The 20552-nt window shown below is 66.9% G+C and carries 20 protein-coding genes and 1 tRNA gene; 12 read left to right on the forward strand and 9 right to left on the reverse strand.

Features of this window, described 5'->3' with window-relative positions:
- Nucleotides 1-37: 37 nt before the first annotated feature.
- The 8 genes from ACIBI5_RS48045 to rpmH all read right to left on the reverse strand — a co-directional run bounded on the left by ACIBI5_RS48045 (nucleotide 38) and on the right by rpmH (nucleotide 6547).
- On the reverse strand, nucleotides 38-997 hold the full coding sequence (locus ACIBI5_RS48045; protein WP_397257542.1) for a ParB/RepB/Spo0J family partition protein: 960 nt from the start codon (nucleotides 995-997) through the stop codon (nucleotides 38-40).
- Nucleotides 998-1794: 797 nt separating this feature from the next.
- Entirely contained in the window at nucleotides 1795-2730 is a 936-nt protein-coding gene (locus ACIBI5_RS48050; protein ID WP_379613251.1) for a ParA family protein, read from the reverse strand.
- Between the two features lie 137 nt (nucleotides 2731-2867).
- Nucleotides 2868-3539 (reverse strand): 16S rRNA (guanine(527)-N(7))-methyltransferase RsmG, encoded by a 672-nt coding sequence (gene rsmG, locus ACIBI5_RS48055; protein WP_379613054.1) that lies wholly within the window; start codon nucleotides 3537-3539, stop codon nucleotides 2868-2870.
- 721 nt (nucleotides 3540-4260) lie between these two features.
- Nucleotides 4261-4752: a protein jag gene (locus ACIBI5_RS48060; protein ID WP_379613053.1), complete on the reverse strand. Its 492-nt coding sequence runs from the start codon at nucleotides 4750-4752 to the stop codon at nucleotides 4261-4263.
- A gap of 20 nt (nucleotides 4753-4772) precedes the next feature.
- Complete coding sequence (gene yidC / locus ACIBI5_RS48065; protein ID WP_184959120.1) at nucleotides 4773-5702, reverse strand: membrane protein insertase YidC; 930 nt, start codon at nucleotides 5700-5702, stop codon at nucleotides 4773-4775.
- A 4-nt stretch (nucleotides 5703-5706) separates the two neighbouring features.
- On the reverse strand, nucleotides 5707-5985 hold the full coding sequence (yidD, locus tag ACIBI5_RS48070; RefSeq protein ID WP_184959119.1) for a membrane protein insertion efficiency factor YidD: 279 nt from the start codon (nucleotides 5983-5985) through the stop codon (nucleotides 5707-5709).
- Nucleotides 5982-6344 carry a ribonuclease P protein component gene (gene rnpA / locus ACIBI5_RS48075; RefSeq protein ID WP_184959118.1) on the reverse strand — a complete coding sequence of 121 codons (363 nt, stop codon included), beginning with the start codon at nucleotides 6342-6344 and terminating at the stop codon, nucleotides 5982-5984. The genes yidD and rnpA overlap by 4 nt, the downstream gene beginning before the upstream one ends.
- Nucleotides 6345-6409: 65 nt before the next feature.
- On the reverse strand, nucleotides 6410-6547 hold the full coding sequence (rpmH, locus tag ACIBI5_RS48080; protein WP_043614899.1) for a 50S ribosomal protein L34: 138 nt from the start codon (nucleotides 6545-6547) through the stop codon (nucleotides 6410-6412).
- Between the two features lie 440 nt (nucleotides 6548-6987).
- On the opposite strand from rpmH, the gene dnaA reads away from it, so the two are divergent.
- The 11 genes from dnaA to ACIBI5_RS48135 all read left to right on the forward strand — a co-directional run bounded on the left by dnaA (nucleotide 6988) and on the right by ACIBI5_RS48135 (nucleotide 19191).
- A complete protein-coding gene (dnaA, locus tag ACIBI5_RS48085; protein WP_184959117.1) occupies nucleotides 6988-8526 on the forward strand; it encodes a chromosomal replication initiator protein DnaA in 1539 nt (512 codons plus the stop codon).
- A 522-nt stretch (nucleotides 8527-9048) separates the two neighbouring features.
- Nucleotides 9049-10188 (forward strand): DNA polymerase III subunit beta, encoded by a 1140-nt coding sequence (dnaN, locus tag ACIBI5_RS48090; RefSeq protein WP_397106275.1) that lies wholly within the window; start codon nucleotides 9049-9051, stop codon nucleotides 10186-10188.
- Between the two features lie 12 nt (nucleotides 10189-10200).
- Nucleotides 10201-11163, forward strand: coding sequence for a phosphogluconate dehydrogenase (NAD(+)-dependent, decarboxylating) (gnd, locus tag ACIBI5_RS48095; protein WP_397257571.1), 963 nt, complete (start codon nucleotides 10201-10203; stop codon nucleotides 11161-11163).
- Nucleotides 11164-11225: 62 nt separating this feature from the next.
- On the forward strand, nucleotides 11226-12458 hold the full coding sequence (gene recF, locus ACIBI5_RS48100; protein ID WP_397257546.1) for a DNA replication/repair protein RecF: 1233 nt from the start codon (nucleotides 11226-11228) through the stop codon (nucleotides 12456-12458).
- The gene (locus ACIBI5_RS48105; RefSeq protein WP_397257548.1) at nucleotides 12448-12948 is read left to right on the forward strand and encodes a DUF721 domain-containing protein; all 501 of its coding nucleotides are present in this window, start codon (nucleotides 12448-12450) and stop codon (nucleotides 12946-12948) included. Before recF ends, ACIBI5_RS48105 begins: the two co-directional genes overlap by 11 nt.
- 302 nt (nucleotides 12949-13250) lie before the next feature.
- Nucleotides 13251-15194, forward strand: coding sequence for a DNA topoisomerase (ATP-hydrolyzing) subunit B (gyrB, locus tag ACIBI5_RS48110; RefSeq protein ID WP_397257550.1), 1944 nt, complete (start codon nucleotides 13251-13253; stop codon nucleotides 15192-15194).
- 21 nt (nucleotides 15195-15215) lie between these two features.
- On the forward strand, nucleotides 15216-17717 hold the full coding sequence (gene gyrA / locus ACIBI5_RS48115) for a DNA gyrase subunit A (RefSeq protein ID WP_397257552.1): 2502 nt from the start codon (nucleotides 15216-15218) through the stop codon (nucleotides 17715-17717).
- Between the two features lie 3 nt (nucleotides 17718-17720).
- Nucleotides 17721-18365, forward strand: a complete 645-nt coding sequence (locus ACIBI5_RS48120) for a DUF3566 domain-containing protein (RefSeq protein WP_397257554.1) — start codon at nucleotides 17721-17723, stop codon at nucleotides 18363-18365.
- Nucleotides 18366-18501: 136 nt separating this feature from the next.
- A tRNA-Ile gene (locus ACIBI5_RS48125) sits at nucleotides 18502-18575 on the forward strand.
- A gap of 317 nt (nucleotides 18576-18892) precedes the next feature.
- The gene (locus tag ACIBI5_RS48130; protein WP_397257555.1) at nucleotides 18893-19060 is read left to right on the forward strand and encodes a hypothetical protein; all 168 of its coding nucleotides are present in this window, start codon (nucleotides 18893-18895) and stop codon (nucleotides 19058-19060) included.
- Nucleotides 19051-19191: a hypothetical protein gene (locus ACIBI5_RS48135; RefSeq protein ID WP_397257557.1), complete on the forward strand. Its 141-nt coding sequence runs from the start codon at nucleotides 19051-19053 to the stop codon at nucleotides 19189-19191. Before ACIBI5_RS48130 ends, ACIBI5_RS48135 begins: the two co-directional genes overlap by 10 nt.
- Nucleotides 19192-19258: 67 nt before the next feature.
- Here ACIBI5_RS48135 and ACIBI5_RS48140 read toward each other — a convergent pair whose 3' ends face one another.
- On the reverse strand, nucleotides 19259-19423 hold the full coding sequence (locus ACIBI5_RS48140) for a hypothetical protein (protein WP_397257559.1): 165 nt from the start codon (nucleotides 19421-19423) through the stop codon (nucleotides 19259-19261).
- Nucleotides 19424-19452: 29 nt separating this feature from the next.
- Between ACIBI5_RS48140 and ACIBI5_RS48145 the strand changes: the two genes are divergently transcribed.
- Nucleotides 19453-20400, forward strand: a complete 948-nt coding sequence (locus tag ACIBI5_RS48145) for a PIN-like domain-containing protein (protein WP_397257561.1) — start codon at nucleotides 19453-19455, stop codon at nucleotides 20398-20400.
- The last annotated feature ends 152 nt before the right edge of the window (nucleotides 20401-20552 follow it).

The raw sequence follows: 20552 nt of genomic DNA on the forward strand, positions 1-20552 counted from the left end.
GGAGCGCTCGTGGAGACTGGGAGTTGCGAGCGGGCTGTTAGGACTCGTGGTCGCGGATGGCGCGAGCGGCTTCTGGTGCCATCGTGCCGATGATGCGCTCCAGGTCGTCGATCGTGGCGAACTCGACCACGATGCGCCCCTTCCGACGCCCCAGGTCGACCTTGACCTTGGTCTCGAAGTGGTCGGAGAGGCGGTCGGCCAGATGCGTCAGGCCGGGGGCGGTCGGCTTGTTGGGCTGGCGTTCGCGGGGAGCCTTGCCGGATCCCTTGGAGCCGCCCAGGGCGACGATCTCTTCGACCGCGCGGACCGACAGGAGCTCCGCCACGATTCGCTTGGCCAGCTGGATCTGCTCGTCGGCGCTGTCGAGGCCGAGAAGCGCGCGTGCGTGGCCCGCGCTGACCGTGCCGGCGGCGACCTTCAGCTGAACGTCCGGCGGGAGGTTCAGGAGGCGCAGGGTGTTGGTGATGTGGGAGCGGGAGCGTCCGACTTTCTGGGCCAGTTGTTCGTGCGTGGCCTGGAAGTCGTCCAGGAGCTGTTGGTAGGCGGCGGCCTCTTCGAGAGCGTTGAGCTGCTCGCGCTGAAGGTTCTCGATGAGGGCGTCACGGAGGAGCTCGTTGTCCTGGGTGTTCCGGACGATGGCGGGGACGAGCTCCAAACCGGCCAGCTTGGATGCGCGCCAGCGCCGTTCTCCCATGATCAGCTCGTAGCGGCCACCACCGACCGAACGGACCACGATCGGCTGGAGCAGTCCGACCTCTTTGATGGAGGCGGCCAGCTCTTCCAGACGTTCCTCGTCGAAGACCTCACGCGGCTGACGCGGGTTGCGGACGATGACGGTAAGAGCGATCTCCTTGAAGTACGCGCCCGCGATCGGCCTCGGACCGGACTCCGGAGCCGTCCCGTTGTCGGCCGCCACAGCTCCGGTGCCGTCAACGATGGGACCGGTCGGGATCAGCGCCCCGAGCCCCTTGCCCAATCCCCGCCGCTGCTGACTCACTGCGTCTCCTCACCGTCCCGGCCGTTTCCGGTCACACCACGAGAGGTTACCGGTGCGAACGCCGCACGGTGTCCTGTCGCCACACGCGCTTCACCGCATTTACTCCCGAAGCCCCCAGATTTCCCTCCACCGCTCTCCTGTCCGCCCCTGCTCCTCCTTCCCACCCGCCTGCCCACCTCTTGCTCCCCCTCCACTGACGCTCGCGCCTGACTCGTGCCGGGCGTCCAGTATCTAGACGGCTGGTCGCCGTGCGCCTGTAGCCCCATACGTCTCTACAGTCCCCTTCACGCATCTCATTCGCTCCCCTGCACCCACGGTTGCCCGTTTGCGCGTGTCGGCCCTCTGCTTGCGCCTCGTGGTCTCCTGTGGGCGCTCTTGAGACAGCGAAGCCACCCATAGCGGAGTGAAGCGCACCCCTGGATAGGGCATGCACGATGGGCGAAGCGCGCATGACAGGACGAGCTGCGTGGCGGGAGGTCGCCGTGGGTGAGTGGACACCGGCTCCCGAAGAGCGGCGAGCGTCAGGGCGGCCGCAGGGTGGGCAGTGCGCGAGTGGAAGCGACCACGGAGTGGGAGGTGCCGGGGGGTGAGAGCGATCACAGGTTGGGGGTGCGGGGATGGGACGCGTGGTGGGGGTGCGCCGGGTGCGACTGCGGGCGGAGGTGCAGTGGCTGGTGGGGTGACGGCGTGGCGGGGCCGCGGGGGTGGGGTGACGGCGTGGCGGGGCGTGGGGTGACGGGTTCGCGAGGCTCGCGGGTGGGGGGTGCGGGCGTGGGGCGAAGGCGGGGCTTGGGGGTTTAGACCTTGCTGGCGCGGTAGGCGATCTCGCGGCTGGCGTCCATGTAGGCCATCGCGCCGCTGGAGCCCGGGTCGTACGTCATGACGGACTGGCCATAGCTGGGCGCCTCGGACAGTCGGACGCTGCGCGGGATGACGGTGTTGAGGACCGTTTCGCCGAAGTGGGCGCGGACCTCGTCCGCCACCTGTGAAGCCAGGCGGGTGCGGCCGTCGTACATCGTCAGCAGGATGGTGGAGAGGTTGAGCGTCGGGTTGAGGTGGGCCTTGATGAGGTCGACGTTGCGGAGCAACTGACCGAGGCCCTCCAGGGCGTAGTACTCGCACTGGATCGGGATCATCACCTCGTCCGCCGCCACGAGCGCGTTGACGGTCAGGAGGCCGAGCGACGGCGGGCAGTCGATGATGATGTAGTCGAACTCGAGGGCGTCGTACGCGGCCAGCGCGCGGCGGAGGCGGGCCTCGCGGGCGACGAGCGAGACGAGTTCGATCTCGGCGCCGGCGAGGTCGATGGTGGCGGGGGCGCAGTATAGGCCGGGCATTTCCGGCACTTCCTTGACGATGTCCGCCATCGGGAGGTCGTCCACCAGGACCTGGTACACGTCGGGGATGTCGCCCCGGTGTTCGGTGGCCAGGGCCGTGGAGGCGTTGCCCTGGGGGTCGAGGTCGACGACGAGGACGCGCTGGCCGTTCATCGAAAGGGCGGCGGCGATGTTGACCGATGTGGTCGTTTTGCCGACTCCGCCCTTCTGGTTGGCCACGGCGATCACGCGGGTTTTGGACGGTCTTGGCCAGGCGCCTCGGGCATCGCCGGGCGCCTCACCCGCGGCGGGGGCCGATTGGACAGCAGATGTTTCACGTGAAACCACTGAGCTGAGCGCCTCTCGTACCAACGGCGAATCACCGGGGTTAAGGGGGGTCTGGGTCACGATGGCCATCCTTTCAACCAGAGGCACGGTCGTGTCGGGAATTCGCTGTCGCGACACGCCCATTTCGGGCCAACCAACCCCCGCTGGGCTGTCCGAAGAAGGGACGACGGGCCAGCCAAGGCCACATGCGGCCACTGGCACAACGGTCACCTCCTTCGTCGACGCCTACCACGTTCCGGCGTACGACCTGCTACCACCCGAACCAATGTTGCAGGCGGCTCGACCTTACCGTGCCCAACGGTCACAAGCTCAGCCGTTCGGGCCCCGCTCGCCTGCAACTGCGCGTTGGCTTCGGCAAGCTCCTCGGCCGCGCGCTCCCCCTTCATGGCAATGAGCTCGCCGCCTTCACGAAGAAGCGGCATCGCCCACTTCAAGAGCCGATCAAGCGGCGCCACCGCCCGCGCGCTCGCCACGTCGAACTCCCGCTTGCCGGCCAGCTCCTCCGCCCGCCCGCGCAACACCTCGACGTTGTCCAGCTTGAGCGCCTCGACGCTCTCCTCCAGGAAGACGGTACGGCGCAGCAGCGGCTCCAGCAGCGTCACCCGGATGTCCGGCCGCACGATCGCCAGCACCAAACCGGGCAATCCCGCCCCCGACCCGATGTCCACCAACCTGACATCCTCCGGTACGGCTTCCGCCACCACCGCGCAGTTCAGCAGGTGCCGATCCCAGATCCGCGGCACCTCCCGCGGACCGAGCAGCCCACGCACCACACCGGGCCCGGCCAGAATCTCGGCGAAAGCACTCGCCCGATCCCATGCCTCTCCGGTGAAGACTTCCCGTGCGATGTCGGGCGGAGCCGGTAGCTCTTCGCTCACTGGTTGGTGGCCCTTCCAATAACGCCGATGTCGATGGATACAAGGCTAGGGGTCACAGAGGGGTGCGACGTCGCGGACAGCCCAGCACCACCCGGCGTTCTCACCTCCCCGCCCCCGGGCTCCCGTCGGGAGCCACGGGATCACGAGGGTGTGGGGCGCTGGGGATCGTGGTTGCGGGACCGGGCCGCATGCAGCTAGCCGAGGTGGCGGGCACCGCGCCGAGCGCGGGTGCCGACTCGGCGGGTGACGAGTGGTGAGGGCGGCCGGTGCCGAGCGCCAGATGACGAGTGGGGCGGGTGGCCGAGTGGGGCGGGTGACCGAGTGAGGCGGGTGACCAAGTGAGGCGGGTGACCAAGTGAGGCGGGTGACCAAGTGAGGCGGGTGACCAAGTGAGGCGGGTGACCAAGTGAGGCGGGTGACCAAGTGAGGCGGGCGCCGGGTGCTGGGCCGAGGAGCGGTGGCAGGCCGAGGAACTGGTGCTGGGGTCAGGTCGCGGGTGGAGGTCCGGGTGCCAAGTCGCGGGTGACGGGTGGCGGGGGTCACCGCTCGGGGGGGGGTATGGCGTGGCGGCGCCGTACCCCAGAGATGGCGGTGTTGTGCCTGAGAGAAGGCGGTGCCGTACCCCAGAGAAGGCGGTGCCGTATCCGCAAGAAGGACGTGGGGCAAGGGAAAGGCCGTCGTGTCCACGGCGGGACAGACGGCCTTTAAGGGTGGAAACCGGTTAAACGGGTAGAACCACTACGAAACGCAGCGGCTCCTCCCCTTCGGACTCGCTGCGCAGCCCGGCCGCCGCCACCGCGTCATGCACGATCTTCCGCTCGAACGGCGTCATAGGCTGCAGCGACTTAGGCTCGCCATTCCGCTTGACCTGGGCCGCGATCTCGTTGCCAAGCTTGCTGAGCTCCGCCCGGCGCTTCTCGCGGTACCCGGCGACGTCCAGCATCAGCCGCGACCGCTCCCCCGTCTGCCGATGCACCGCCAGCCGGGTCAGCTCCTGCAGGGCCTCCAGGACCTCTCCCCCGGGCCCGACCAAGTCATCGCCCTTGACCCCGACGACGGAGACGAGCGCGCGGTCGCCCTCGACGTCCATGTCGATGTCGCCGTCGATGTCGGCGATGTCCAGCAGCCCCTCGACATAGTCGGCGGCGATCTCGCCCTCCTGCTCCAGGGCGTTGATGTCGGGTGCCGCCTTCTCCTGCTCAGCCTCGGTCATGGCGAGCGTCTCCTTTATGATCAAGACTTCTTGCTGCCGGTGCGCTTGCTGCGAGACTGCCGGCTGGGCTGGTTCCGCACGATCTTAGGCTGCTCGGGCTCCGGTTCGGGAGCCTCCTCCACGGGAGGGGTCTTCCGGAACCTGGCGAGCAGTCCGGGCTTGGCCTTCTCGGGGATCACGTTGCCCTTGGCATCGAACTGCGGCATCGGGTGCCGGCTGTAGAACCAGTGCTGCTGACCGAGCGTCCACAGGTTGGTGGTGACCCAGTAGAGGATCAGACCGAGGGGGAAGTTCAGGCTGAAGAAGGCGAACAGCGGCGAGATGTACATCAGGATCTTCTGCTGCTGCGCCATGGGGTTGTCCGGCATCTGCTGCATGGAGCGGGTGACGCTCTGCCGGACGGTGAGGAAGGTGGTCAGCGAGCTGACCGCGACGAAGACGCCGATGATGACCTTGCTCGTGACAGCCTGGGCGGAGAAGAAGGTCTCCGAGATGCCGGCGCTGAAGATGTGCGCCTGCTTGGCGCTGTCGACGACGGCCTGGGTCATGCCGTACTTGGTCGCCGTGCCGTTGGCGATCGCCTGAAGCACCGTGAACATCGAGATGAAGATCGGGAACTGGGCCACGATCGGCAGACAGCCGCCGAGGGGGTTGGCGCCCGCTCCCTGGTACAGCGCCATGACTTCCTGGTTCATGCGCTGCTTGTCGTTCTTGTAGCGCTTGCGCAGCTCCTGCACCTTCGGCGCGAGCTCCTGCATCTTCTTCGACGAGCGCATCTGCTTGAGGAAGAGCGGGAAGATCAGGATCCGCATGATGACGGTGAGCGTGATGATGGTCAGCGCCCAGTTCAAGCCGCTTGCGGGGTTGATGAAGGTGCTGTAAGCCTGGTGAATCCAGGTGATGACTTGCGCGATGGCTGTGTACAGCCAGTTCAGCCAGGCGAAATCCACCGAGCTAGCTCCCTTGCGTTTCGTGTGACCGGACCGGGCGTGGAGGGACCGGATCCAGTCCTCCGGGGTTGAACGGATGACAACGCCCGATGCGCCGGACGGTCAGCCAGATGCCCCGAAGAGCACCATGTACGGCTATCGCCTCGAGTCCATAGGCACTGCATGAGGGGTAGAAACGGCAGCGCGGACCCAGCATCGGGCTGATGAAGGCCCGATAGAACCGGATCGGGGCGATGAGAACCCGGGCCGGGAGGCTCGGCTCGCCCTGCGGCTGCTCCGTCATCTGTGTCCATCCGTCGCGGACTCGCGCCTCTTCAGCAGACGATTCAGCGCGGTGTCGAGTTCTCCGGCGAGAACCTCGCTTGGCGCTGACGCCGCCGGTGGGTTGGCGCGTATCACCAGCAGGCTACCTCGCGGAAGGCGGTCGAGACGCTCGCGCATCAGGTGTCGAAGGCGGCGCTTGACCCTGTTGCGCACGACAGCCCCGCCGACCGCACGACTGACCACGAAACCCACCAGAGGTTCTTCTTCACCAGAAACCCTCAGATGAGCCACCAAAGTGGGGCGACCGGCACGCTGGCCGCGCTTGACCGCAGCGGCGAAATCCTCGCCCCGCCGCATCCGGGAGCTTGGGGATAGCACTGAAGACGCCTATCGCCCGCCGGCGAAGGTCACCGGCGGGCGGACGAATCGGGCGCAGCGAGCCGTCAGGCCGACAGCTTCTCGCGGCCCTTGCGACGCCGGGCGGCAAGGATGGCGCGGCCGGCGCGCGTACGCATGCGCAGCCGGAAGCCGTGGGTCTTCGCGCGGCGGCGGTTGTTCGGCTGGAAAGTACGCTTGCTCACGGGTGGGCTCCAGGCTTGATGATGCGCCCGAGCTGGGCGCCTAACACTCATGGACGGGCCCGCCACGGGCATGCAGAAGCGCCGTCGTGTGGCAAGCCGACCGTCGTACGTTACGGGTCATGTATGGCCCAGGTCAAACCAGCACCGGTTATCCACGTATCCACAAGTGGGTTTTCCACCGCCTCGGCCACGTCCACAGTATGTGCACCGAGGTACCACTAGGCTGTGGACAACGTCTTGAACACAGCTGTGCACATCGATACTGTCGGCCCTTCTAGGCCCGCCGTGAGCCTGTGCACAGCTTGTGGATCACTTGTGGAGACTGTGCGGACAACACACGGCCACCCTGTTGTGGACGGTGAGGCTGATCACCGAGCGAGCGGCCATCGTGTGTGGATAAACGATCGCGGGGGGCCGCGACAGGGAGGAGCAGCCGGACTATGGACCTCGGCGGCGTATGGGCGAAGGCACTGGACAATTTCCTCAACGAGAGCGTGCCGGTCCAGCAGCGAACCTGGCTGTCCATGGTCCGGCCGATCGCCCTGGCGGACGACACGATCGTGCTCGGTGTGCCCAATGACTTCCTTAAGGACCTCATCGAGGGCAAGTTGCGGCCGCTGGTGGCCCACGCGCTGTCGCAGGAGCTCGGCCGGGCGATGCGGCTGGCGGTGATGATCGACACCACGGCGCCGGCACGGCCGGTGCCCGAGGCTCATCCCCAGCCTGTGACTCAGAGTTATCCCCAGAGTGTGGATCACTTTCCACAGCCTCCGCAAACCCCGAGTTACCAGGTCTCGGAGCCGCCCCAGTTCTATTCCCCACAGCCTGAGGCACAGCCGGTATCCACCGATTATCCACAGCGCCAGTTCGGTTATGAACAGGAGAAGGCGCCGGAGCCGGCCCAGCCCCGTTGGGAAGCGAAAAGCAGCAAACCCAGCGAACCGGCCAGACTCAATCAGAAGTACACCTTTGAGACATTTGTTATCGGCGCCAGCAACCGGTTCGCCCACGCGGCCGCCGTGGCGGTGGCCGAGTCTCCGGCCAAGGCGTACAACCCGCTGTTCATCTACGGCGACTCGGGCCTGGGGAAAACCCACCTTCTCCACGCCATCGGGCATTACGCGCAATCCCTGTACGACGGCGCGCGGGTCAGATACGTGAGCTCCGAGGAGTTCACCAACGACTTCATCAACAGCATCCGCGACCACAAGGCCGACGGGTTCCGCAGCCGCTACCGCGCGATCGACATCCTGCTCGTGGACGACATCCAGTTCTTGGAGGGCAAGGAGCAGACGCAGGAGGAGTTCTTCCACACCTTCAACACGCTCCACAACGCCAACAAGCAGATCGTCATCTCCAGCGACCGGGCGCCCAAGCAGCTGATCACCCTGGAGGACCGGCTGCGCAACCGGTTCGAGTGGGGCCTGATCACCGACGTCCAGCCGCCCGAGCTGGAGACCCGCATCGCGATCCTCAGGAAGAAGGCCATCCAGGAGGGCCTGGCCGCGCCGCCCGAGGTGCTCGAGTACATCGCCAGCCGGATCTCCACCAACATCCGTGAGCTGGAGGGCGCGCTGATCCGGGTCACGGCGTTCGCCAGCCTCAACCGGCAGGGTGTGGATCTCCAACTGGCCGAGGTGGTGCTGAAGGACCTCATCACCTCGGAGTCCGGCCCCGAGATCACGATCGCCAACATCATGGCCAAGACCGCCGAGTACTTCGGCATCAGCATCGACGACCTCTGCGGAAGCTCGCGCAGCCGCGCGCTCGTCAACGCCAGGCAGATCGCGATGTACCTCGCCCGCGAGCTGACGGACCTGAGCCTGCCGAAGATCGGGCAGCAGTTCGGCGGCCGCGACCACACCACGGTCATGCACGCCGAGCGCAAGATTCGCTCGCTCATCGCGGAGCGCAGGTCGATGTACAACCAGGTCAACGAGCTGACAATGCGTATAAAGCAGACGTCGCACGGGTCCTAGTCGTCATGCACACCCTGTGGATAACACTGTGGATCAGCGGAAACTCCCGGAGAGCCGGGGTTCGCCGCCGGAATGAACGTGAAAAGTCCGACAGATGCCTGGGGATAAATCTGGGGACATCCTGCGGACAACTTGGGGACTACCGGTGGACGACTTGGGGACAGCCTGTGCACAGTGGTTTCAGGGGTCACCTGGAGCTCCGTTTACCCCGTGGATAACCGGTGGAAACCCAGTGGATAACCCGTGGATGAACACCCTGTGATCTGGGGACGGCCTGTGGGGAACGACCGTTCATCCCCAGGCTCGCGAGTTACCCCCAGGCGTCACCCACACGGGCAGTGGATGAAAATCGGGCCGCTGAGCTGCGGAAACTCGGGTTGTCCACAGTATCCACCGCCCCTAGTGCGATGACCTCTTATCTCTCTTACAAAGAAACTCAAGACCCATAGAGGGGTTCCGCCCGTCCAGAGGTGCGGGAGAGTGAACACTTGAATCAGCGACGAAACCAGGAGGTTGATCACCGTGATGTTCCGAATCGAGCGAGACGTCCTCGCTGAGGCGGTGGCATGGACGGCACGCAGCCTCCCGGCGCGACCGTCGGTGCCCGTCCTGGCCGGCATGCGCCTGGAGGTCACCGGGGAGCAGAAGCTCAAGCTGTCCGGCTTCGACTACGAGGTCTCCGCGGAGGTGACGCTCGAACTACAGACCGGTGAAGCGGGCGTCGTCCTGGTGAGCGGCAAGCTGCTCGCCGAGATCACCCGCGCCCTTCCCGCACAGCCTGTGGACTTCGTGGTGGATGGCGCGAAGGCCGTGGTCACGTGCGGCAGCGCGCGCTTCACCCTGTTGACCATGCCGGTGGAGGACTACCCGTCCCTGCCGACGATGCCGCCGGCCGCGGGCCGGGTGGGCAGCGACGTGTTCGCCTCGGCCGTCGGCCAGGTCGCCGTCGCAGCCGGGCGCGACGACACGCTGCCCATGCTCACGGGCGTGCGCATGGAGATCGAGGGCGACACCGTGACCCTCGCGGCCACCGACCGCTACCGCCTCGCCGTACGCGAGCTGAGGTGGCAGCCGGGGCAGCCGGACTTCGCGGCGATCGCGATGATCCCCGGCAAGACGCTCGCCGACACGGCCAAGGCTCTCGGTTCCACCGGCGCCGAGGTGGAGATCGCGCTAAGCTCGGCCGGCGGCACCGGCGAGGGCATGATCGGGTTCTCCAGCGCCGGGCGCAGGACCACGACGCGGCTGCTCGACCCCGAGTTCCCCAAGTACCGCTCCCTGCTGCCGACGGAGTTCGCGGCCAAGGCCGAGTTGTCCACAGGCCCGTTCGTCGAGGCGGTCAAGCGCGTGGCCCTGGTGGCCGAGCGCAACACCCCGGTGCGCATGGCGTTCAGGGAGGGCGAGGTCGTGCTGGAGGCGGGCAGCGGCGACGAGGCGCAGGCCGTGGAGGTCCTTCCCGTGGACTACGAGGGCGAGGAGATGAACATCGCCTTCAACCACCAGTTCCTGCTCGAAGGACTCGGCGCCATCGACTCCGACGTGGCCAGGCTCCAGATGACCACGTCCACCAAGCCCGCTATCCTCACCGGCGGCAAGCCTGTGGATGGCGATGCGGCGCCCGACTACCGATACCTGATCATGCCCATCCGCTTGTCGAGCTGAAATGATGGAAGCCTGACAAGGGGGATTCAACCAATGCAGATCGGCATGGTCGGACTCGGCAAGATGGGCGGCAACATGGCCGAGCGGCTCCGCCGCGGTGGCCACGACGTGGTCGGCTACGACCGCGACCCGTCCGTCAGCGACGCGGGGAGCCTCAAGGAGCTCGTCGAGCGGCTGCAGGCGCCGCGCGTGGTGTGGGTCATGGTGCCCGCGGGCGCGCCCACCCAGCAGACCGTCGACGAGCTGGGCGAACTGCTGGCCGAGGGCGACATCGTCGTCGACGGCGGGAATTCACACTATGTGGATGACCAGAAGCACGCCGAGGAGCTGGCCAAGCGCGGCGTCGGCTTCGTCGACTGCGGCGTGAGCGGCGGCGTCTGGGGGCTGCAGAACGGTTACGCCCTCATGTGCGGCGGTGAGAAGTCCCATGTGGACAAGGTCATGCCGATCTTCGAGACGCTCAAGCCGGAGGGCGAGGACGGCTTCGTCCACGCCGGCGAGGTGGGCGCGGGTCATTTCGCCAAGATGGTCCACAACGGCATCGAGTACGGCATGATGCAGGCCTTCGCCGAGGGCTGGGAGCTGCTGGAGGCTTCCGACGTCGTCAAGGACGTGCGCGGCAGCTTCAGCAGCTGGCGCACCGGCACCGTCATCCGCTCGTGGCTGCTCGACCTGATGGTCCGCGCGCTCGACGACGACGAGCACCTGGACGAGCTCAAGGGTTATGCACAGGACTCCGGCGAGGGCCGGTGGACGGTGCAGGCGGCTGTCGACCACGCCGTGCCGCTGCCGGTGATCACCGCCGCGCTGTACGCCCGCTTCGCCTCCCGCCAGGACGACTCTCCGGCGATGAAGGTCGTGGCGGCCCTCCGCAACCAGTTCGGCGGCCACGCGGTCACCGGGACAGCGGGCTCGGACGAAAAGGGAGCGGACTCCCCCGGCGCCGATGTCAAGCCGCCCAAGGAAGCCGGTTAGGTTTTCCACAGGCGGCACGGCGGTGACCCCAGGGACCGGTGTGGCCCACTAACCTTCCTTGGGTGCATGTCGCCCATCTCTCGCTGACCGACTTCCGGTCCTACGCGTCGGTGGAGCTCGGCCTGGAGCCGGGCATCACCGCCCTCGTGGGGCCGAACGGCCAGGGCAAGACCAACCTGGTCGAGGCCCTGGGCTATGTGGCGACGCACTCCAGCCACCGCGTCGCCAACGACGCTCCCCTGGTACGGCAGGGCGCCGCGCGGGCCATCGTCCGCTGCGCCGTACACAGGGATGACCGGCGGGCACTGGTCGAGCTGGAGATCAACCCGGGCAAGGCCAACCGGGCCAGGCTGAACCGCTCCCCCGTCTCCCGGCCCAGGGACGTGATCGGGCTGCTGCGCACGGTGCTGTTCGCGCCGGAGGACCTGGCGCTGGTCAAGGGCGATCCGTCGGAGCGGCGGCGCTTCCTCGACGACCTGCTGGTGTCCAGGGCGCCGCGGTTCGCGGCCGTGCGGGCCGACTACGACCGGGTGCTCAAGCAACGCGGCGCGCTGCTGCGCACGGCCGCGCAGGCCCGCAGAGGCTCCAGGAGCGCCCGGCGGGCGGAAAGCGACACCGCGTTCGCGTCGGCGGGCGCCGGGGACGTCCTGAGCACTCTGGAGGTCTGGGACGCGCATCTCGCGCGGCACGGCGCCGAGTTGCTTCAGGCGCGGCTCGATCTCGTGGAGGCGCTGCGGCCGCTGGTGGCCGGAGCCTATGCCGCGCTGGCCCCGGCGAGCGGTGCGGCGACGCTGTCGTACCGCAGCACGTTGTCCACAGGTGGGGATGATCCTGAGGGCGAAGAGCCCGGCGGACGTGGATCTTCTGATACACAGACGTTATCCACAGACTTGGGGAAAACCCTTGAAGAGCGGCTGCGCGAGCGGCTACAAGAGGTGCGCTCCGCGGAGCTGGAGCGGGGGGTCACGCTCGTCGGCCCGCACCGGGATGATCTCGTTCTCGGCCTCGGCGAGCTGCCCGCGCGCGGCTACGCCAGCCACGGCGAGTCGTGGTCGTTCGCGCTGGCGCTGCGTCTGGCCGCCTACGACCTGTTGAAGGCCGACGGCGGCGATCCGGTGCTGATCCTGGACGACGTCTTCGCCGAGCTCGACACCCAGCGCAGGCGCCGGCTGGCCGAGATCGTGGCGCCGGCGGAGCAGGTCCTGATCACGGCGGCTGTGGACGACGACGTGCCCGGCGAGCTGGTCGGAGCCCGCTATGACGTCGCCGAGGGGAGTGTGAGCCGTGTCCGATGAGGAGAACCCGGCGGCGCGTGGCGCCGCGATGGCCAGGGAGAAGCTGGCCCAGGCCAAGGCGGACGCGGCCAAGCGCGGCCAGCTCCCCCGGCGCGAGCCGCGCCGCAGGGCCGCGGGGCCGTCGCGTGGAGCAGGCGATCCCCAGCTTTTCGGCCGGGCCATCATGGATCTGCTGTCCGACCGCGGCTGGGAGCGCTCCGCGGCGGTCGGCGGGGTTTTCGGTCGCTGGGCGGACATCGTCGGCACCGATCTCGCCGCGCACACCAAACCGGAGTCCTTCGAGGACGGCGAGGTGCTCGTCGTGGCCGACTCCACAGCGTGGGCGACGCAGGTCAGGATGCTCGCGCGCACCCTCGTACGCAGGCTGAACGAGGAGCTCGGTGACAACACGGTCACAAAAGTGAAGGTCAGGGGTCCGCAGAACGCGCCACGCCCCAGCGGCGGCCTGCGCGTGACCGGCAGCCGGGGCCCCGGAGACACCTATGGCTAGCCCGCTCCGGGCGATCAGAGAGCCACAGACGCGATGAGCCCCCCACGCAAAGGGGGGATGCTTAAGCGGGGGGAAAACGAGCTAGAGAGCATCACAGGCGCGTTCAATGCCACCTTCGGCGCTCCGAGCCGGTAGAATGAAAGCGGATTCCGGACACGTCCGCTTGCGTGTCACCCCGGCAGCAAGCCGACTCCCCCGGGTGACCGCGCATCGGGGCACTCACGACGGTGACGGGCACGGCAGGGGCAGCTCGCAGTTGACTGCTTACCCAGCCGCGTGTCCGCGGCAGGAGGATTTCGCACTTGTCCTACGACGCTAGCTCAATCACCGTACTCGAAGGGCTTGAGGCGGTCCGCAAGCGCCCGGGTATGTATATCGGCTCCACCGGCGAGCGCGGCCTGCACCACCTTGTCCAGGAGATCGTGGACAACGCTGTGGACGAGGCCCTCGCGGGTTATGCCAAACACATCGACGTCACCCTGCTCGCCGACAACGGCGTGCGCGTCGTGGACGACGGCCGTGGCATCCCGACGGGCATCCACCCCGTCGAGAAGCGTTCCGCGGTCGAGGTCGTCCTGACCACGCTGCACGCCGGCGGCAAGTTCGACGGCAGCTCGTACGCCGTCTCCGGCGGTCTGCACGGCGTGGGTTCCGCCGTGGTCAACGCGTTGTCCACAGCCATGGACGTGGTGGTCAAGCAGAACGGCTACTACCACCACCTGCGCCTGGAGAACTCCAAGCCGCTGGCGCCGCTCCAGCAGGGCGAGCCGACCGACGACACCGGCACCGAGATCACCTTCTGGGCTGACGGCACGATCTTCGAGACCACCACGTGGAACTTCGAGCTGCTCTCGCGCCGCTTCCAGGAGATGGCCTTCCTCAACAAGGGCCTGACGATCACGCTCACCGACGAGCGGCCGGACCACATCAACGGTGAGGTGCACCAGGTCGAGTACCTCTACGAGGGCGGCCTGTCCGACTTCGTCAAGCACCTCAACGGCAAGAAGGAGCCGGCCCACGCCTCGATCATCGCGTTCGAGGAAGAGGGCGACGGCATCTCGGTCGAGATCGCGATGCAGTGGAACAACTCCTACTCGGAGTCGGTCTACTCCTTCGCCAACGTCATCAACACCGCCGAGGGCGGCACCCACGAGGAGGGCTTCCGCGCGGCGCTGACGTCGATCGTCAACCGCTACGCGCGCGAGCAGAAGTTCCTCAAGGAGGGCAAGGACGAGAACCTGTCCGGCGAGGACGTCCGCGAGGGCCTGACCGCGATCATCTCGGTGAAGCTGGCCGACCCGCAGTTCGAGGGCCAGACCAAGACCAAGCTGGGCAACACCGAAGCCAAGTCGTTCGTGCAGAAGGCCTGCAACGACCACCTGCGCGACTGGTTCGAGCGCAACCCGGGCGAGGCCAAGGACGTCATCAACAAGTCGCTGCAGGCCGCGCGCGCCCGCGTCGCCGCCCGCCAGGCCCGCGACCTGACCCGGCGCAAGTCGCTGCTGGAGTCCGGCAGCGGCCTGCCGGGCAAGCTGGCCGACTGCCAGTGGAACGACCCGGAGAAGTGCGAGCTCTACATCGTCGAGGGCGACTCGGCCGGCGGTTCCGCCAAGGGCGGGCGCGACTCGCGCTACCAGGCGATCCTCCCGATCCGCGGCAAGATCCTCAACGTGGAGAAGGCCCGGATCGACAAGGTACTCAAGAACAACGAGGTCCAGGCGCTCATCACCGCGCTCGGCACGGGTGTGCACGACGAGTTCGACATCTCGAAGCTGCGCTACCACAAGGTGATCCTGATGGCCGACGCCGACGTCGACGGTCAGCACATCAACACGCTGCTGCTGACGTTGCTGTTCCGCTTCATGCGGCCGCTGATCGAGGCCGGGCACGTCTACCTGTCCTGCCCGCCGCTGTACAAGATCAAGTGGAACCGCAGCGGTGACGACGCCTCGTACGCCTACTCCGACACCGAGCGCGACGCGGTCATCCAGGCCGGCATCGACGCGGGCAAGCCCGACCCGCGGCCGCGCGACAACGTCCAGCGCTTCAAGGGTCTCGGCGAGATGAACGCCGGCCAGCTCTGGGAGACCACGATGAACCCGGAGACCCGGCTGCTTCGCCTGGTCACGCTCGACGACGCCGCGCAGGCCGACGACCTGTTCAGCGTGCTGATGGGCGAGGACGTCGAAGCAAGGCGCGACTTCATCATCCGTAACGCCCGCGACGTCCGCTTCCTCGACGTTTAGCCAGAATAAGGATCACCACCTGTGACGGAAGTGAACACCAGTTTCCCGGCTGAGCGCATCGAGCCGGTGGACATCCAGTCCGAGATGCAGCGCAGCTACATGGACTACGCGATGTCCGTCATCGTGTCCCGTGCGCTGCCTGACGTCCGCGACGGCCTCAAGCCGGTGCACCGCCGGGTCCTCTACGCGATGTACGACGGCGGCTACCGTCCCGATCGCGGCTACTTCAAGTGCGCGCGCGTCGTCGGTGACGTGATGGGCACCTACCATCCCCACGGCGACACGTCGATCTACGACGCGCTGGTACGGCTGGCGCAGCCCTGGTCGCTGCGCTACCCGCTGGTCGACGGCCAGGGCAACTTCGGCTCGCCGGGCAACGACCCGGCGGCGGCGATGCGCTACACCGAGTGCAAGCTCGCGCCCATCGCCATGGAGATGCTGCGCGACATCGACAAGGACACCGTCGACTTCCGCCCCAACTACGACGGCAAGTCGCAGGAGCCGGACGTCCTGCCGGCGCGGTTCCCGCAGCTGCTGGTCAACGGCTCGGGCGGCATCGCCGTCGGCATGGCCACCAACATCCCGCCGCACAACCTGCGCGAGGTGGCGGCCGCGGTCAAGTGGTACCTGGAGAACCCCGACGCCCCCGACGAGGAGCTGCTCGAAGCGGCGATCGGGCTGGTCAAGGGGCCCGACTTCCCGACCCGCGCGCTCATCGTGGGCCGCCGGGGCATCGAGGACGCCTACCGCACCGGCCGCGGTTCGATCACCATGCGCGCGGTGGTCGAGGTCGAGGAGGACGGCAAGGGCCGCCAGGCGCTGGTCGTCACCGAGCTGCCCTATCAGGTCAACCCGGACAACCTGGCGCTGAAGATCGCCGAGCTGGTCCGGGAAGGCAAGCTGACGGGGATCGCCGACGTACGCGATGAGAGCTCTTCGCGGGTCGGGCAACGTCTGGTGATCGTGCTCAAGCGCGACGCGGTCGCCAAGGTCGTGCTGAACAACCTCTACAAGCACACCCAGCTGCAGGACACCTTCGGGGCCAACATGCTGGCCCTGGTCGACGGCGTGCCGCGTACGCTGCGGCTCGACCAGTTCGTCCGGCACTACGTGGCCCACCAGATCGAGGTCATCGTCCGCCGGACGCGCTACCTGCTGCGCAAGGCCGAGGAGCGCGCGCACATCCTGCGCGCGCTGCTGAAGGCGCTCGACCGGCTGGACGAGGTCATCGCCCTCATCCGCGCGTCCGAGTCGGCCTCGCACGCCCAGCAGGGCCTGATGTCGCTGCTGGACATCGACGAGGTGCAGGCGCAGGCCATCCTCGACATGCAGCTGCGCAAGCTCGCCGCCCTGGAGCGCCGGTCGATCCAGGACGAGTACGACCAGCTGATGACCATGATCGCCGAGTACAACGCGATCCTGGCCAGCGAGGCACGGCAGCGGGAGATCGTCAACGAAGAGCTGACGGAGATCGTCAACAAGTTCGGCGACGAGCGGCGTACCGAGATCATCGCCTATGACGGCGACATGTCGATCGAGGACCTCATCGCCGAGGAGGGCGTGGTCGTCTCGATCACGCGCGACGGCTACGCCAAGCGCACCAAGACCGACCTGTACCGCCAGCAGAAGCGCGGCGGCAAGGGCGTGCGCGGCGCGCAGCTGCGCCAGGACGACATCGTCGACCACTTCTTCGTCACCACGACGCACCACTGGCTGCTGTTCTTCACGAACAAGGGGCGCGTGTACCGGGTCAAGGCGTACGAGCTGCCTGACGTGGCACGGGACGCGCGGGGCATGCATCTTGCGAACCTTCTTGCCATGCAGCCCGACGAAACAGTCATGGAAGTTCTGGATTTGCGTGACTACGACGTCGCGCAGTACCTGGTGCTGGCAACACGCAGCGGCCTGGTGAAGAAGACCCGCCTGGAGGAGTACGACTCCCCCAGGACCGGCGGCCTCATCGCGATCAACCTGCGCGACGACGACGAGGTCATCGCCGCCCGGCTGGTGTCGGAGGAGGATGATCTGCTGCTCGTGTCGAAGGGGGCGCAGTCGATCAGGTTCACCGCCTCGGACGACGCGCTGCGCCCGATGGGCCGCGCGACCAGCGGTGTCATCGGGATGAGGTTCCTCGAAGGCGACGAACTTCTCGCCATGAATCGCATCGCAGACGGTCAAGATGTGCTTATTGCCACTAAGGCTGGGTACGCGAAGCGGACGCCCGTGGACCAGTATCCAGTTCAGGGCCGTGGCGGTAAGGGCGTGCTGACGGCGAAAATTGTCAGCGCACGTGGCAAGCTGGTTGGAGCCGTCATGGTCAACCCGGAGGACGAGGTCTTCGCGATCACGTCAGCGGGCGGGGTGATCCGGACGAGTGCCGGGCAGATCAAGCAGTCCGGCCGCCAGACCATGGGAGTGCGCTTGATGAATCTCGCCGAAGGCGACAGCGTGGTGGCTCTCGCCCGAAACGCCGAGTCGTTGGAGGCTTCGGTCGAGGCAGAGGAAGACGGGGGAGGAGAGTAACGGATGAGCGCCGCCCAGGGTGGTCCCGCCAAGACCAAGCCGGTCGTTCGCGAGAACGGCCAGCAGCAGCAGCCTCAGAAGAACACGCCGGCGGAGACCGCTGACTCGGTCAAGGAAGAGCAGAGGGCACCGGAGGCCCCGGCTCCCGCGGAGGGTAATGACACGGTCCGCATCCGGCCGTCCCTCGCCACCGAGGCTCCCCCTCCGCCGCCCAAGATCGAGCTACCTACCAAGAAGAAGTCCGCGGGGGGCGCCGCCGGGGCCAGGCTGCCGCGCAAGGCCCACCTGGTCCTGCGCCGGATCGAGCCCTGGTCGGCCATGAAGTTCAGCTTCGTGGTGTCCCTGGTCTGCTTCGTGGTGCTGTTCGTGGCGGTCGCCGTGCTGTACGGCGTGCTGTCGGCCCTGGGCGTGTTCGACTCGCTGGTCGACCTGGTCAACCAGCTCGGCAAGGGCGAGCAGGGCCAGAACTCCATCCCGATCAACATCGCCTCCTGGTTCGAGCCGGTGCGCATCCTGGGCTACACGGCGCTGATCGGCGCGGTGAACGTCGTGCTGATCACGGCGCTGGCCACGTTGGGCGCGGTCATCTACAACATCGCCTCCGATCTGGTGGGCGGCGTCGAGGTGACCTTCAGCGAGGCCGAGTAGCCACCGCTTGTCTTCGCCGCCCCCGTGATTCGTCGATGGGGGCGGCGCAAGCAGTGGGCCGGGCACGGTAAGCTTTTCCTCGTCCGAACAACCGGTTCGCACCCGTTCGGCGGATGCGATAACGTTCGGTGTGCGCGGGGCTATAGCTCAGACGGTTAGAGCGCTTCCCTGATAAGGAAGAGGTCCCAGGTTCAAGTCCTGGTAGCCCCACCTAGTCTCACCAGCAAAGACGGAGCCGTTCCCGATCGCGGGGCGGCTCTTTTCTTGCCCGGGGAGAATCCTGGGAGAACACGACGCAGGCTCACCTGGGCGGAACGAGCCGAAATCGACGTCACAACTCCCCCAGCCGTTCCCTCCCGCCACTTCGCCAAGTCCGCTTCCAGCAACGGGATCGCCGAGTACGGGTAGATCCGGAACCGCTGCTCGATCGCCCGCTGCCACATCCGCTCCTGCCACTCGCACAGCTGAAGTGAGCGACGAGCCGGAGTACGTCGACCAGCTACCGGCCGATCAACGACGAGCTGACGATGGAGTACGGGCTCGTCCCCGACACCCGCCCGCCGGCGCCCCGGACGCCGTGGCGCCGCCGCTTGCGCTGGCGGATCGCCGCCGCGGTGCGGCCGGTACGGCTCGCGCTGGGTGCGCGCCTCGGTGGCGTGTCCCGGCACGCGCTGGAGGAGATCACATGGCTGTGACGAACATCGTCCTGCTGGCCCTGCTCGGCCTCCAGGTCGTGGTGCTGGTGCTTGTCGTTTGTGGAGGTCGCCGAGCCGTACGAGCCTGGGAGGCCGCACGCAGGCCGACCTTGTCAGAGTCACCGGCATGAGCCGGGGAGGCGATGCGCCAGGCGCGCGCCGCCAAGAAGGTCAGCTCACAGTGAGCCCGCCGGTCTTCTAGTTGGGTGGCAACGCCGGGGTGTTGGTCAGCTCGGCATTGGCGGCATCCAGGAAGCGGCATTGCGCAGCGTTTCGCTCCTGGAGTGCGGCCCAAAAGGCCTCGTTCAACTTCTTGGGGTCTTCGCGCGGCAGCAGTTGCGCAAATGCCAGGGTCTTGACCACGAGATCGATGCTGGCTTGGCGGACGTCCGATGATCCGGAGACAAGATCCACCTCTGCCTGCAGGCGAGACATACGCATCGGCGCGTCGGCAAGAGGACGACGTCAAAGAGATCAAGAAAGAGATCAACGAGGCTGTTGAGGGCATCCTCCAACGACACGCCAGCGTTTATGACTTCGGCGTCCGCCTCGACAAGGGCATCGAGCACGACCGAGTTTTTGCCGAGATCGAGGAGATCACCGACGGCAAGGTAGGGCCGCCGTTCGTCGAGCCCGAAGAGGTGGCGCAGATGGGTCATCGGCGATGCGAAGCCAAGGTCCCGCCGGGTTACGCGGATCACGACAAGGAGCCGGCCAAGGCGATCGGTGACTTCCTGCTCTGGGAACACACCCTCATCGAGGCCGAGCAGCGCCAACTCCCAGTCCTACTGGTTAGTAATGACGGTAAGGAGGACTGGGTCCGCAAGGAGGGGGGCTTTGCGCGGGGGCCTCGACCTGAGCTGGTAGACGAGATGCTGGTGAGAACGGGCCAGCGATTCCACCTCGTCAATCTCAAGGCCTTCCTGACGCACGCGAAGGCCTATCTCAAGGCACAGGTCAGCGACGCCACGCTCGAGCAAGCCGAGTCCGTGCAACATCAGCCCAAGGAAGGAATCGTTCGCAGCGCGGAGGAAGAGAATCTGCTGCATATCCTGAGCAGGGCCGCAGAGAGAAACCGGTCACTTGATAATCGGGCGATCTGGCGGGCTATGAACGAACTGCGGGCGCTGCACGCGACTGACGCTCGATCCACCATGAGGCGTTTCGCAGAGGAACACGGCCCTCCGGAGCCTCATGCGTACCTAACTACCCTGCTCCGAGCAGTTCAGGCGGTTGAAGCGGGAGGGGAGGTCCATCTCGTTTCCTCTGAAGGCGTGGATGCCGGGAAGGCGAATAGCCATGAGGAGTCCGGCGATGACGACGGTAGCGACACGTCATAGGCCGGTGTCCTCAGCAGATCGTGGAGCCGGGTCGCAGCCTTTCGTCCTGCGGCACGTCTAGTGCTGTGACCGGAAATGATCGCCGGGTTGGCGGGTAGGTCGCTCCTGCCGGTTGGATGGACTGATCACGTTCAATCGGTGCTCGGGAGGCC

The organism is Nonomuraea sp. NPDC050540 (assembly GCF_044457485.1).
Taxonomy (GTDB): domain Bacteria; phylum Actinomycetota; class Actinomycetes; order Streptosporangiales; family Streptosporangiaceae; genus Nonomuraea.

Excerpts from the sequence above, each read along its gene's own strand:
- ACIBI5_RS48145 (WP_397257561.1), top strand. The coding sequence starts at position 19,453 with ATGATCCGGAGACAAGATCCACCTCTGCCTGCAGGCGAGACATACGCA.
- ACIBI5_RS48120 (WP_397257554.1), top strand. The coding sequence starts at position 17,721 with ATGAGCGCCGCCCAGGGTGGTCCCGCCAAGACCAAGCCGGTCGTTCGC.
- ACIBI5_RS48060 (WP_379613053.1), bottom strand. The coding sequence starts at position 4,752 with ATGACCGAGGCTGAGCAGGAGAAGGCGGCACCCGACATCAACGCCCTG.
- ACIBI5_RS48130 (WP_397257555.1), top strand. The coding sequence starts at position 18,893 with ATGGAGTACGGGCTCGTCCCCGACACCCGCCCGCCGGCGCCCCGGACG.
- ACIBI5_RS48050 (WP_379613251.1), bottom strand. The coding sequence starts at position 2,730 with ATGGCCATCGTGACCCAGACCCCCCTTAACCCCGGTGATTCGCCGTTG.
- dnaA (WP_184959117.1), top strand. The coding sequence starts at position 6,988 with ATGGACCTCGGCGGCGTATGGGCGAAGGCACTGGACAATTTCCTCAAC.
- ACIBI5_RS48135 (WP_397257557.1), top strand. The coding sequence starts at position 19,051 with ATGGCTGTGACGAACATCGTCCTGCTGGCCCTGCTCGGCCTCCAGGTC.
- yidD (WP_184959119.1), bottom strand. The coding sequence starts at position 5,985 with ATGACGGAGCAGCCGCAGGGCGAGCCGAGCCTCCCGGCCCGGGTTCTC.